The 14,734-nt window shown below is 35.4% G+C and carries 10 protein-coding genes; 6 read left to right on the plus strand and 4 right to left on the minus strand.

Annotated features, from left to right (window positions below; all coding sequences use genetic code 11):
* Window positions 1-149 precede the first annotated feature (149 nt).
* The 3 genes from KO527_RS05875 to KO527_RS05885 form a co-directional block, all read right to left on the minus strand.
* Window positions 150-1,649, minus strand: a complete 1,500-nt coding sequence (locus tag KO527_RS05875) for a tryptophan halogenase family protein (protein WP_216039425.1) — start codon at window positions 1,647-1,649, stop codon at window positions 150-152.
* A 42-nt stretch (window positions 1,650-1,691) separates the two neighbouring features.
* A complete protein-coding gene (locus KO527_RS05880; RefSeq protein WP_216039426.1) occupies window positions 1,692-3,254 on the minus strand; it encodes a tryptophan halogenase family protein in 1,563 nt (520 codons plus the stop codon).
* An 87-nt stretch (window positions 3,255-3,341) separates the two neighbouring features.
* Window positions 3,342-6,332: a TonB-dependent receptor gene (locus KO527_RS05885; RefSeq protein ID WP_216039427.1), complete on the minus strand. Its 2,991-nt coding sequence runs from the start codon at window positions 6,330-6,332 to the stop codon at window positions 3,342-3,344.
* A gap of 408 nt (window positions 6,333-6,740) precedes the next feature.
* Here KO527_RS05885 and KO527_RS05890 point away from each other — a divergent pair, with 408 nt between their 5' ends.
* The 6 genes from KO527_RS05890 to KO527_RS05915 all read left to right on the plus strand — a co-directional run bounded on the left by KO527_RS05890 (window position 6,741) and on the right by KO527_RS05915 (window position 12,956).
* The gene (locus tag KO527_RS05890; RefSeq protein ID WP_216039428.1) at window positions 6,741-8,129 is read left to right on the plus strand and encodes a glycoside-pentoside-hexuronide (GPH):cation symporter; all 1,389 of its coding nucleotides are present in this window, start codon (window positions 6,741-6,743) and stop codon (window positions 8,127-8,129) included.
* Entirely contained in the window at window positions 8,116-10,536 is a 2,421-nt protein-coding gene (locus KO527_RS05895; protein WP_216039429.1) for an NdvB protein, read from the plus strand. The genes KO527_RS05890 and KO527_RS05895 overlap by 14 nt, the downstream gene beginning before the upstream one ends.
* A complete protein-coding gene (locus KO527_RS05900; protein ID WP_216039430.1) occupies window positions 10,529-11,074 on the plus strand; it encodes a gluconokinase, GntK/IdnK-type in 546 nt (181 codons plus the stop codon). The genes KO527_RS05895 and KO527_RS05900 overlap by 8 nt, the downstream gene beginning before the upstream one ends.
* Entirely contained in the window at window positions 11,055-11,804 is a 750-nt protein-coding gene (locus tag KO527_RS05905; RefSeq protein WP_216039431.1) for a CBM9 family sugar-binding protein, read from the plus strand. The genes KO527_RS05900 and KO527_RS05905 overlap by 20 nt, the downstream gene beginning before the upstream one ends.
* 151 nt (window positions 11,805-11,955) lie before the next feature.
* Window positions 11,956-12,231: an HU family DNA-binding protein gene (locus KO527_RS05910; RefSeq protein WP_042144759.1), complete on the plus strand. Its 276-nt coding sequence runs from the start codon at window positions 11,956-11,958 to the stop codon at window positions 12,229-12,231.
* Between the two features lie 206 nt (window positions 12,232-12,437).
* A complete protein-coding gene (locus KO527_RS05915) occupies window positions 12,438-12,956 on the plus strand; it encodes a sugar O-acetyltransferase (RefSeq protein WP_216039432.1) in 519 nt (172 codons plus the stop codon).
* Here KO527_RS05915 and KO527_RS05920 read toward each other — a convergent pair.
* On the minus strand, window positions 12,953-14,629 hold the full coding sequence (locus KO527_RS05920; protein ID WP_216039433.1) for a hypothetical protein: 1,677 nt from the start codon (window positions 14,627-14,629) through the stop codon (window positions 12,953-12,955). The two genes, KO527_RS05915 and KO527_RS05920, sit on opposite strands and share 4 nt — an antisense overlap.
* Between the last annotated feature and the right edge of the window lie 105 nt (window positions 14,630-14,734).

The following is a 14,734-nucleotide window of genomic DNA, read 5'->3' on the forward strand; positions in this document are numbered from 1 at the left end:
GTTTTAACCCTAAGATGTCAGTGAATTAACACCACTATAAACAAATTAAGTAAACAAGACTGCACTATGCAAACGTATGCAATAAAGAAATTTGATTTAATAGGAAGAATGCAGCTATAGAAGCTGCTTACCTGTTAATTTAGTTGGTATTAGCTAGCAGGGCAGTATTTATCAATAAACGCTTGGTGATCAGGTAGCTGTTCTACTGCATTATCGACTGATGATTTTAATGATGCTAAAAACTGCTTAAACTCGTTATCGCCCATCACTTGGGCTATTTGATGATATTGCTGGGGCATTAAGCCTTGGCCAAGCATCACTTGTGTCCAAGAATCGACTCTGAATATATCGCCATCATCTAAAAATACACGACCAGTTTCTTTGAATAAATCAATTTTATGTTGCAATGATTCCGGTATTTCCATGTTTTTACAATGTTGCCAAAATTGAGAGTCTTCTCTGTCGGTCACTTTGTAATGCAATACTATGAAGTCACGAATACTATTGAGTTCACTGGTTAGCTTTGAATTATATTCATCTATACCTGTTTGAGTAATACCATCAAATGGAAATAGTCGCATTAAGCGAATAATGCCAGTCATAATTAAATGTATGCTGGTGGACTCTAATGGTTCTATAAAGCCACTTGCAAGACCTAATGCGATACAGTTTTTATTCCAGCCTTTTCTACGCCTGCCAGTTTTAAACTTAATCACTCTAGGTTGATTAATTGTTTCTCCTTCAATATTACTAAGTAAGGTATCTATAGCTGCATTATCTGATATATAACGGCTACAAAAAACTAATCCGTTACCTACGCGATGTTGTAAAGGAATGCGCCATTGCCAACCAGAATCATGGGCAATGGAGCGCGTATATGGAATAGCTGGACTGACAGATTTTGTTTGTACTGCCACAGCGCTGTCGCATGGTAACCAATGTGACCAATCTTCGTACCCTGTATGCAGGGCTTTTTCGATTAATAAACCGATAAAACCTGTACAATCTATAAATAAATCACCTTCAATGATTTGTCCTGATTCAAGTATTAACTCTGAAATATTACCTGAACAAGCATGTTTATTTACTTGAGAAATCTTACCTTCAATCCTATTTACACCTGCGGGATTTGTTTCTGATTTTTCGCAAAAATCTCTTAAATATTTAGCATATAAAGTCGCATCTAGGTGGTACGCAAAATTTAATGGTGTGTGTTGAGATAGCGCGAATTTCGCTGCTTTTGCGGCTTGAAGCTCTAAACAGTAATCACCAAAATCTGAGGCAATGCCTTTTTGTTTGCCATGTAGCCAAAAATGATGAAATTCGCCTGCCCAACACTCTTTGCCAGTCATACCAAATGAGTGAATATAGCTATCGTCTTTTTGTCCCCAGTTTTCAAAGCCTATACCTAATTTAAATGTAGCTTGGGTGGCTTTCATAAGCTCTTGTTCATTAATACCTAGTAACTTATGAAACGTTCTTATAGGTGGGATAGTGGCTTCACCTACACCAACTGTGCTGATCTCATCAGATTCCACTAATGTAATATCTAGGTTTTTACCTAATAGCTTGCTTAAAGCTGCAGCGCTCATCCAGCCAGCTGTTCCGCCACCAGCAATAACAACTTTTTGTATTTTAGATGTATTCAATTTTCACCTCTCTTTTTAGGGGCTTTGTAAACATTAACCTTTTTAACCTACACTCTGAAATTTATTATTTTTAATATGGTTTATGAGTTCTCGGTTAGAGGGCAGGGCATTCAGGTATTTTAATTTGGTTTCTTGATTATGGTTAAAATAACGTTTTGCTAATTCAATATTATTAAATGTTTTATCTGTTGGGTATTCAGTCGTTTTAAATCCCATCCCATAAAGTACATATTGATAACTGGCGGATGGAAATACTTCTTGATTTTGTACAAAATCATGAATACTTGGCGGCTGATATTGCCATAAAGTCAGTAATTCTTTTAGTCGCTCAGGAATACTGTCAGGGGCTTTATTTTCAAGCCAATATTTTGAGTCAGCTCGCTTGCTGATCACATAATGTAATTTTAAAAACTCAATGACCCGTTGCCAACGGTATTCAAATCTGTCGTTGAAGCGTTTGGCTATGATATTCATATGTTCAAAGTTTGTTGGCAGCTCTTCACTGATCATATTGGCTGATAGTTCAACTAATGCAAGTGCAGAGGCTTCTAATGGTTCTAAAAATCCTGATGACATACCCACAGCAACACAGTTTTTATGCCAAAATTTTTCTCTGTGACCTGGTTTGAAGTTTAATTTACGAATATTTACGCTTTTGATTTTTTCATTGCTTATTGTTTCACTCAAATAGGCTTTAAGTGTTTTTTCTGCTTCAGTATCGCATGTATGTTTGCTTGAATAGGTATAACCTATGCCTCTACGATTTGATAAACCGATATCCCAAACCCAGCCTGCTGATTGTGCGGTTGATACAGTGGCAGAGGCAATATCTTCATCGGGGTCTAAGTAAGGGACTTGCACTGCTAAAGCACTATCATTAAAAAGGATATGTTTTTTATCAATGAAAGGGACCTTATAGTGTTTATCAATCAGCAAGGCATTTAACCCACTACAATCAATAAATAAATCTCCAGATATCTTTCCCTGTGTTGCAGTTTCTATATTAGCTATGTATTCATTTTCATCATTATTAATTTGATTAATATGAGCAACAACATGTTTTACACCTAATACCTTAATACAATGTGCTTGCAGCATGTGCGAAAACTTAGCTGCATCAAGATGATAACCATAATTAGTCACTCCAGCATACTCTGGCGTAGAAGCTTGTTTTGGCGCTAACCCTTGGTGACAAATATGGCTTTGCATATTGATAGTATCTGCAAAATGCTTATCTGTCCCCAATTGTTGCCATGCATGATGTAAATTAACTTGAGTGTAGCCCTCTGGAGTCATAAATGGGTGGTAATACACATCATGTTTCTTTGTGCCTTGCCAGTTCACAAATTTAGAACCTTGTTTAAAAGATGCATTACATTGCGTTATAAAATCAGATTCTTTAATGCCTATTTTGTCTAATGTATTACGCATAGATGGCCAAGTACCTTCACCTACGCCTATAGACTTTATTTCGGGAGATTCAATTAAAGTGATATTAATGGAATTATCACTTTTTAATCTATGTTCAGCTGCAAGTAAACCTGCTGTGATCCAACCAGCGGAGCCACCACCAACTATGACAATATTTTTAATGGGTTTATTCATATAACTGACTCTCATTAAATTTAACCGAAAAAGCCGCTGAATGAGTTTAATTCAGCGGCTTAGCTAGGGTTTGTTAGCTATTTATCCTTAAAATGAGTAGCGAGCACCTAGCGCATAACGTGCACCTAATTGTTCTAGGTTCCACATTTGGGCTGTTGTCCTACCATGGCTTCTGCTATTTTCTTCTGTAATATTAATGCCTTCGAAGAATACGGATAATTGCTCGTTCACGTTGTAAGAGACGTTAAAGTCAATTTGTGAATATGACTCGATAAATTCAGGTTCGTTTTGGTAACGGGCACCATTTGCTAAAAAGTCATCTCGCCAGTTGTAAGCAATACGCGCTTGGAAGTCATCGTTTTCATACATTAACACTAAGTTTGCAGTATCGCTTAAGCCTACTAATGCAAATTGTGTCACACTTGTTGGTGCATTGACGTCAAAACCAATATCACCATTAACAGTAGTATAGTTAGCTTGGAAGCCAAAACCTGTTTCACCAAAGAAGTGCTGAACAGCTAATTCAAAACCATCAATTTTAGCTTCTTTGTTGTTGACCGGTGTTTGGCCAACAAAATCCATTAATGGATCATCACTGTTTGGAAGTACATCGTATGCTGCTTCAAATTCTTCATAACTCATAGAGTCAAATGCAACACCATTTTCAGTAGCTGCTACCATTTGGAATAAGTTTGAATCAGTGATAGGTAAACCCATAGATTCAAGTTCAGCGATAGCCGCTTGTGCGCGAGGACCAGAAGTCGCATCTCTTAATCCGTAAAAGTTTTGCGTAACTGGCTCAATACCAATAAAGTTTTCAACATTCTTTTGGTAGTAACCTGCAGATATATAACTTGTATCATCAAAGTACCACTCTAGTGATAGGTCGATATTATCTGATTCAAGTGGGATTAAGCTTGGGTTACCTGTACTTGCTGTTGCAGGAGATGCTCCTGGAATAAGCGTTGGCGCACCTGGACCGCTCACTGTTGCTGCAGAGCTTAAATCGTTATAAGTTGGACGAGCAATTGTTTTACTATAAGAAAAACGTGCTTTAACATCATCAACAACTTCAATGTCAAAATCTAAATTAGGTAATAAATGGTTGTAGCTATTATCTAATGAGAAGTTTTCTTTATCGCTGCCGTACCTTACGTTAAAGTCATTATTACCTTCCCATGCCACTGCATTGGGTAAGTCGATATTAGCAGTTGAAGTGCTATCAGTTTTTTCATAACGTAGGCCAGCAATAATGTTATAAGCTCTACCATTAAAGTCACCAGAATAGCTATATTGTGCAAAAGCAGCCGTGATATCTTCTTTTATCGTACGGTTTGTAGCATATGCGCCATCAGCAGCAAAATCAAAGCCATATTCGCCAGCTGCCCATTTACCTAATTGAGATGCACTACCAGTAAAGCCTTGGCTAAATCCGCCATTGGTATCAAAATCATCAAATTCAGCTAACATATCAACAGGTGTCAGGTAACCATCAGGGATCTCACCAGGGTTTTCAACACCCCAGTTACCCATAGTATGTCGCGTTAATGACTGTAATGAATGACTTTCCATAGAACGAGATTCAATACCAAAATTAATGCTGCTATCTTCAAAGTCATATTGCGCTTCTAAACGTACTTGCGTGATATCAGTTCTTTGTGATGCATAGTTCATATCTAAAATTGAACTACCGACATCTGATGCATCTAAAGTATTGTTACAATTTAGATTAGTACGCGCACAATCATCAAAATCAACATACATAGTAGGTAGTTTTGTTGTGTAATCAACGCCTTGACCTTTGGCTATATTTGCGCCCATACCAAAGTTAACCCAACTACCATAACCTGCATCAGGAGCGGCTTCAGAAGATGAGTCGTGAGCATCAAATACAATCGTTAAATAATCAGATGCTTCATACTCTAAGTTAAAACCAATTGATTTGTTTTCATTAACTTGATTGAGTTCTTGAACCGCTAAACCTAAATCACGTGGTAATTGTTCACGACGCTCTTCATTATACAAAACAGGCGTTTTAACTGTGTTATCGTCAAAAGTGAGTGAACTTTTATACGTATCCATCCAGATAGATTGTTCTGCTCTTTGCTCATTTAAATCTTGCTTTGAATAAGTGTAATCTAGTGTTGTTGTTATAGAATCTGCTGGGCGAAATTGAAAAGTAAACTGGGCATTCGTACGTGTGCGTTCTCTATCTGCAATTGTATAACGCAAATCTGAAGGCATAGAATACATTTGGCCAATAGCAGGGCCATTATTTATAATAACAGGAGCGCCAGATTCTGGTTCTGTCGGTTGCTGTGCAATTGAGCCATCAAATTCAGATGTACGCCATTGGTTAGTGTACGCACCTACGGTACCACTGCTACGTTTTTGCATGCTTGCTGTAACTGATACGCCAAATACTTCCTCTTCATCAGTCCAGCTTAATAAACCAGACACTTCAGGGGTAACATCATCACCTACACGATTTGTAGTATCATGTTGTGCTTTAGCACCAAAACTTGCTTGTAAACCTGGGTTATCAAGTGGCTTAGAGGTATTTATATTGATTGTTGCACCAATTCCACCTGTTGCGATATTTGCTTTACCTGTTTTATATACTTCAACAGATTTAATACTATCTGAAGCAAGATTAGCAAAATCAAAAGCACGAGAGTTTGGTGAACCACCACCACCAGGTAACGAAGCTGCTGGCATAGCACGGCCATTTAAAGTCACCATATTAAAGTTAGGACCAAAACCACGTACTGTTACTTGTGAACCTTCACCATTTGAACGGTTAATAGATACACCTGTAATACGTTGTAATGATTCAGCTAAGTTAGTATCAGGGAACTTACCAATATCTTCAGCTGAAATCGCATCAACAACCCCCGCAGAATCTCTTTTAAGTCTAGTTGACTCTTTAATACTTGAGCGCATACCCGTTACTGCGATGACTTCAATATCTTCAACTGATTTTTCGTCTGCTGCATATGCTGGAGTGAACGATGCGGCGCTTAAAATAAGTGATAAGCTGGTTGCCAACTTGGTTTTACTAAAAATTTGATGCTTCATATAAATCCCCTGATTTAATTTTATTATAGGTCATATTGCAAAATTCATTGTAAGCGCTTTCATTTGTAGTTATTTAAATCTGCACGTAACTTGTAAGCGCTTACATAAAGTTAATTTAAATTGTTACTTACGTCAATTAAAAATTTACGATTTAGTTACATTTTGCTTCTTTGTGTTTCTATTTTGTTATCTTAAGTGTTTGTATTTGATTATTAATTTCTTGATTTATATTTGAGTATATTTTTTGTTCTTTTATTGATTTTCCGTTAAATCGTTCTGAAATAGGCTCTGATAATTTAATATTTAGGAAGTCTGTATAAAAATACTTCAATTTATTTCGTGTAAGCGCTTTCATTTTTGGTTTCGATGGTAAATAATTCCTTTTTTAGTTTGGTAGGGATGAATAGAATGATTAAAAATAAAACGCTCATGCAAACACCACTGTCGATAAAAGAGAAAATGGGTTATGCCGCAGGCGATGTTGCATCAAATTTTTATTGGCGCATCTTTGATGTGTTTTTATTTATATTTTATACCGATATATTTGGTTTATCTGCTGCAGCTGTCGGCACTATGATGCTAGTGACCCGATTAATCGATGCTTTTACAGATCCATTAATGGGTGCGATGGCTGATAGAACAGATACACGATATGGCAAGTTTAGACCGTATTTATTATGGGGTATTTTACCAATATGTGCTGCGGGTATATTGACCTTTACTGTGCCTGACTTTGATGAATCAGGGAAACTACTTTGGGCATATGGTACTTATATCTTTATGATGTTGGCTTATACATTTATAAATGTGCCATATGGTGCTTTATTAGGGGTTGTAACAGCAAATACGCAAGAGCGAACCACATTAACCAGTTTTAGGTTTATTGGTGCTTTTTCTGGTGGTACTTTAGTGGCGTATTTAACCCCTGAATTGGTTAGTTATTTTAGTGAAGTATTTGGTGCTGGTAATGAGGTTATTGGCTGGCAATGCACTATGGGTTTATATGGTTTCATATCGGCTATTTTATTTAGCATTACCTTTTTCACAACGAAAGAACGTATTTCCCCACCTAAAGATCAAAAAACACCTATTGTCCAAGATATTAAAGACTTGTTGAATAATAAGCCTTGGCTAGTTCTATTTTCACTGGCATTAATCATTATGCTAACCATTACATTACGTGGCAGTTCGGGGACTTTTTATTTTAAGTATTATGCCGGGCGAGAAGATTTAATTGGTAGTTTCGCTATGGCTTATATGTTGTCTCTTGCTTTTGGGGCTGCTGCAACACCATTGTTAACAAGATACTTTGATAAAACTAGGTTGTTACAATATTTGATGCTGATTGTTGGTTTGTTATCTATAGTTTTTTATTTTGTGCCCAAAGATAACTTATTTTTAATGTTTAGCTTGCAGATATTAATTGGTTTGGCATTAGGCCCAAAATCTCCTTTGGTATTTTCTATGTATGCAGATACCGCTGATTATTCACAATGGCGAACAGGTCGTCGTGCAACAGCGATGATTTTTTCTGCCGCAGCATTTGCACAAAAACTAGGAGGCGCACTCGCTGGAGGTTTGATGGGCTGGTTATTAGCTTTAATGGGTTATGAGGCAAATCAAATACAATCAGGAGATTCCATGCAGAGCATTGTTTTATTAATGACTTTGATCCCTGGTGTTTTTGCATTGATTGCAGTTTTTATTATTCGTTTATATCCACTTAAAAATGAACAAATGTTAGCAGTACAAAATGCATTAAATACTAAATTAAGGAGTGAAGATGTCGTTTGTTGAACCAAAGTTAAAAATGTCACCGCAATATAAAGTGGCATTAGACTCCCCACTTAGTATGCCTAATGCAGGCGGTTTCTTGTGGAACAGTAAAATGATGATTCAGATGAACTGCAGAGGTTATGCTGTTTCACAGTTTATGCAGCCTGAGCCTGCTAAATATTCAAATGGGCCAAATAATGAAGCCAAAACATTTATGCAACCCGAGCATCATTATTATACACATCATCCGGGTAGATTTTTTTATATAAAAGATGAATCAAGCAATGAATTATTTTCTGTGCCTTATGAACCGGTTAGAAGCAAGTTAGAACAATTCAGCTTCATTGTAACCGCCAGTGAAGTATTATGGACAATTAAGAAAAATGGTTTAGAAATTACTTTGGTGTTGAGCTTAACTAAAAATGATGTCGTAGAGCTTTGGCAACTGAGAGTTAAAAACCTAACAGGTATAAAAAGAAATATTAGCATATACCCTTATTTTTCTATTGGTTATATGTCGTGGATGAATCAATCAGCAATATTTAATGAAAAACTCAATGGCATTATTGCATCAAGCATTACGCCATATCAAAAAGTTGAAGATCATTTCAAACAACAAAATTTCAAAGACAAAACCTATTTAATTGCAGATATTAAACCAACAGCTTGGTGTGCTAATCAAAATAGCTTTGAAGGTGAGGGCGGCTTACATAATCCAGATGCGATTCAACAAGTAAACTTAGATAATTCAAACGCAGTATATGAAACACCCTTAGCAGCTTTACAGTATTCAATAGAGTTAAATGCTCAGGCAGAAAAGTCATTTAAATTTATATTTGGACCAGCAGAAAATGAAGATGAAATCGCAGCAATAAAACACAAGTTTTTTGAGCAACCATTTGCATTTGACACACAGAAAAAATTATATTTAGATTATATTAATCAAGCAAAAGGCTGTATTGATATTGAAACGCCAGATAGTTCTTTTAATGAATTTATAAACCATTGGCTGCCTAGGCAAATGTTCTATCATGGTGATGTAAATAGATTAAGCACAGATCCTCAAACACGTAATTACCTGCAAGACGCAATGGGTATGTGTTATATCGATCCAAGTTATACGAGAAAGGCATTTATTACTGCTTTATCACAACAAACAATTAATGGTGAAATGCCAGATGGTATTTTACTGCATCCAGATGCCAAGCTTAAATATATCAACCAAATCCCCCATGCTGATCATAGTGTTTGGCTACCTATTTGTTTATTAGCTTATTTAGATGAAACAAATGATTATAACTTATTGAATGAACTAGTTGGATTTGCTGATAGTGAAGAGTTACTTATCGTTAAGGTGCATATAGATTTAGCTATGCAGTATTTATTAAATCAAACAGATGAACGGGGTTTGAGTTTTATAGCACAAGGAGATTGGTGCGATCCCATGAATATGGTGGGCTTTAAAGGTAAAGGCGTATCGGCTTGGTTATCTATGGCAACTGCTTATGCATTAAATACTTGGTGTGATATTTGTGAAGATCTCAAAGAGGTTAATCAAAGCCAGGTAAATGAGTTTAGATATGCAGCTAAAGCTATCAATAACGCAATTAATCAGTATTTTTGGGATGGGCGGTGGTTTGCCAGAGGCATAACCGACGATAACGTCACTTTTGGTATTAATTCAGACGTAGAAGGGCGTATTTTTATTAATCCTCAAAGTTGGGCTATGCTAAGCGGTACCGCAGATGATGAACAAATAAATAAGATAATAACTCAAGTTAATAAACAGCTGATGACGCCATATGGTGTCATGATGTTAGCGCCTAGTTATACAAAAATGCGTAATGATGTTGGACGGATTACCCAAAAGTCACCTGGCGTTGCAGAAAATGGTTCGGTATATAATCATGCCGCTATTTTTTATGCGTTTAGTTTGTATTCACAAGGTCAAGCTGATTTAGCATTTGATGTATTGATGAAAATGCTGCCAAGTGAAACTGATGAAACTCAACGTGGGCAGTTGCCTATTTTTATTCCTAATTATTACCGTGGTGCATATTATCAACTTCCACAAATGGCAGGTCGCTCTAGTCAATTATTTAATACAGGCACAGTTGCTTGGTTTTATCGCTGTTTAATTGAAGGGTTATGCGGATTAAAAGGTGATAAAGGAGATTTAGTTGTACAACCTCAATTACCTAAGCACTGGCCTAATATTAAGGTGATACGTCATTTTCAGGGGGCTGTGTTTAATGTTGAAATAATACAATCGCATACAGTGCTAGAAACTAAGTTAGTTTTAGATAGCATTGAGTTAGGGACTAATAAAATTACAAATATTGCTGAAGGTAAACAGCATAAATTAATAGTCATAACGCCTTACCTTGTTAATGAGAATCAGAATAAAAAGGATGCTATTGATGACTAAGTTAATGGGAATACATCCAAAACTAATCATAGTGATGGGTGTCAGTGGTTGTGGAAAATCAACAATAGCACAAGAACTCGCACAGCATCTGTGTATGTCATTTATAGATGCTGACGACTTTCACTCAAGTGAAGCTAAATCACTTATGTCTCTGGGTACGCCTTTATCAGATGAAATGAGGTTACCTTGGGTTAATAAAATAAAAAACTATTTAGCAGATAATCATTCTAATGACCAAGGTGTGGTTTTGGCATTCTCGGGCTTAAAAAAACAGCACCGAAATATGTTTAGGATGCTGTTTTTTGATATTTGTTACTTTCATTTATACGCGCCTTTTAAAGATATTCACCATAGATTAGATAAACGCAAAAACCATTTTTTTTGTAGTAAACTATTAGCAAGCCAATATGCCGCTTTAGAATCAACAGTAAATGAATCTGATGTGACTGAGATCGATGCTAATTTATCGGTCGCAAAGACTGTAGAGACAATTCAGGTCAAGTTATTGGAGGGAGAATATGTTGTATCAAATTTTTAAAAAATACATTTTTATATGTTTTATAGTGTCATTTCAGGCCATCGCATTAGAAGCAATAAATACCAAAGAGCTGATAACTATCAATGGTATCGCTGATGAATCGAGTTGGGATAAAGCTAAGTGGTATCCATTAAATCAACATATACTGGGAAAAGTGCCCACAAAAGATGATTTTAGTGGTCGATTTAAACTGATGTGGAATGATAAAAAATTATATTTATTAGCTGAAATAACAGATGATATTTTATTTGATCAACATAGCGATCCTAAACACTTTTATTGGGATGATGATTGTTTAGAAGTATTTATAGATGAAAATAAATCAGGCGGAAATCATCAGTTTAATTACAATGCGTTTGCCTACCATATTGCTCTGGATAACCAAGTTGTCGATATAGGAAAGAATCATAGTGATGGTACTACAAACTTTGTATTACTCAATGATCATATAAAAAGTAAGTGGCAAAGGGGCAAAGTAGCACCTCATAAAATGACTTGGGAGTTAGCAATTGATATTTACAATGATAAATACAGTGACAACACAGCCATAAAGCCAGTTAAACTTGAGTTAGGTAAAGAGTTAGGTTTTATGTTGGCTTATTGTGATAATGATGGCAGCAAAGAACGTGAACACTTTATGGGTTCGACTAAAATAAAACCTAAAAATGGTGATAAAAACTTAGGTTATATTACTGCTGATGTATTTGATTCACTCATACTAGTTAAATAGCTTAGATAAGTGCTTACTGCATGTTTAGTGAGCACTTAAATTATGAGAGTAGTTTAAGATTTATACACTTTTAAAATACTACAAAAAAACAACATTTCAATTAAAGTAAACCTGTTATTATTCTGCAAAATTTTTAGTTTAAATAAGATAAATGAACAAAACACAACTAATAGCAAAAATTGCTAAAGATGCAGATATCACTAAAGTACAAGCAAAGCAGTTTTATGATGCTTTTGTTGCCACTATCACTAAGCAACTATATGAAAGTGAAATAGTACAATTGACAGGTTTTGGTAATTTTTCAATTAATTATCGTCCAGAGCGCCAGGGTCGTAATCCTCAAACTGGGGAATCAATGACAATTCCAGGTTCGCATGTGCCAGTTTTTAAACCGAGTAAAGCATTAAAAGAGTTATGTAACGGTTAAATTTTAATAGATTTTACACTGTATTAAAAAAGCGAAGTTTAACTTCGCTTTTTTGTTTTTCTAAGTAGTATAGTGACGGTTTATTCTAAAGAAAATGTAATGACGCGAGTTATGTTTTCGTTACCTTTGGAAAAAGTAAGATAAAATATTTTACGCTTGTATTGATCCATGATTAAATTACGCCCCTTTGATCAGAGAATATATAAATGAAAATGCGTTTTGATAGCTTATCTCCTGAGCGTCTTCAAAAAAGAAAGCAAGTTCACGAAATTTGCCGCTTATTTAGTAAAAGTCCTAGTAAAGGAAATCTCAAGCGTTTAAAAACAATATTTGCCAGTTGTGGAGACGACGTATTTATTGAATCAGGTTTTTATTGTGATTATGCAGATCAAATATTTTTAGCTGATCGGGTTTATATTAATATTAACTGTACCGTATTAGATGGTGGAGAGGTTCGTATAGGTGAGGATTCACTCATAGGGCCAAATGTACAGTTACTTACGGTATCTCATGATGTTGATCCGCAAGCGCGATTAAAAAAATATAACTATGCACAAAATATTACAATAGGAAAAAATGTCTGGATAGCAGCAGGCGTTATTATTTTACCAGGTGTGACCGTTGGAGATAATAGCGTAATAGGTGCAGGCAGTGTTGTTAGTAAAGATGTTGACCCAGATAGCCTTTATCTGGGTAACCCTGCAACTAAAATAAAGTCACTTTAGCAGTCAGCTAAATTTTCTTTTAAGTCGGAGTTTTCTTTCTCTAAAACTCTGACCTTTGCCATAGCTTGCTCAGCACTTTTAGTAAGCCTTTCAAATGTGGTACTTGAGTTTTGTTTGATAAATTCAAGTTGCTCCATCAATCTCTCATTTTCTGATTTTGCGTGATAGCTCGCTGTTTGTTCATTAGTTAACTTTTCTTCTAATGTCTTAATTTTGCTAATCGCTTGCTCAGACTTGTTTGTTAATCTTTCTAAAGTAGATGTCGAGTTATTTCTAATGAAACTCATTTGCTCTATTAATTTTTGATTTTCTTGCTTCATATTTTGTAAAGCAGTTTTAGCAGCCTCAGAAAGGTGCTGTGCTTTTTCTACTGTTTCTTTTTGGGCCTTTAAAGTGTCATTTAAACTTTGGTTATGCTCATTTGCTGTTGTATTTTGCTCTTTTAAATCGTGAATTCTTGCTTCAGTTTGTTTTAGCGTTGTTTGTAAAAGAGTTTTGGCTTCGAGTGCATCATCTAAAGTGACAGTTTTTAATTTTAAATCACTTTGAGATTCAGTTAATTGAGACTGTAAATTTTCGAACTCAACTTGTGTTTCGTTTAACGTTTGGCTGGTTTTATTTAGTTCCTCAGTCATAGTGGAAGCTTGGATATTTAATTGAGAAATTTCAGCCGCATATGATTCTTTCGCTTGTGCAATATGTGATTCTTTATTTTGTGTTAGTTCTGTTATTTTTGCTTCATAATCAAGGGTAAGTTGCTGTGTTGATTGATTATGTTGTTCGCTTAATTTATTTGATTGCGTTTCAAAAGTTTGGCTGAGCTCTAATAGCTTAGATTCATAACGCTCAGTTGTAGATGTTGAGACCACTTCATGTTGTGATGTCAGATCTGAAATTTGATTGCTAAAGCTTTCTTCTAATTCAGATGTATGTTGTTCATGTATTTGTTGATTTGAAGCAATTTCATTTTCAAAGCGAGTTTTTACATTCGTTAATTCAAGCGCGTAACTTTGCTCTTTGTCATTTAGTTGTTGCTGTGAACTCGTTTTGATTTCATTTATTGTGTTTTCTAAGCCTTTAGAGGCTAAGGCGATGGATTCATTTTCTTGGGTCAATGTATTTAACTTAGCTTCGAAACTTTGAGTCAGTTCATTGATATTACTTTTATTAGATTCATCTAACTGTGTGATCTTACTTTCGTAATTATTTGTCAGCTCAATTGTAGTTGTTTCTAATGTTTGTTGTAAATCAGCTATCGTGTCTTGATATTGTGATTCTTGCTGTGTAATAGATGCTTCTAATTCAGATATTTGCTGAGTGAGTTGAGTAACGCGATTTTCTGATTCTTGTAGACTAGAAGCCGTATTTCTCTCAATCTCTAGAGAGAACTCTAATTGTTGTTTTGTTGCTGTATTTAAAACTTCAGCTTGATTTGATACTTCAGCTTTAAATGCATCTAAAAATTCATTGCTAAAAGTTTGTTTATTAACATTGGGATCAAGGTTGACTTGAGCAGAGTCATTTGCAGCTTCACTTCTCCACGTTTTATAGTGAATTATGACTTCAGACTTTGGTAATTGCGTTTGTTCAAAAATACGATCTAAAGATAAACCTTCTTTAGTATCATAAAGAGCATCACATATTTCTTTTATTTGTGCGTAATGAGCTGACATGAAGGTCCTATATTTTTATTATACTTTTGAATCAAGCTTTATTGTATACCCAAATAGAGTATAAGGTCTAATATCGTTTGGGGCACCTAAAATCATGAATTAATT

It is taken from the genome of Pseudoalteromonas sp. C2R02, from assembly GCF_018860845.1.
Classification (GTDB): domain Bacteria; phylum Pseudomonadota; class Gammaproteobacteria; order Enterobacterales; family Alteromonadaceae; genus Pseudoalteromonas.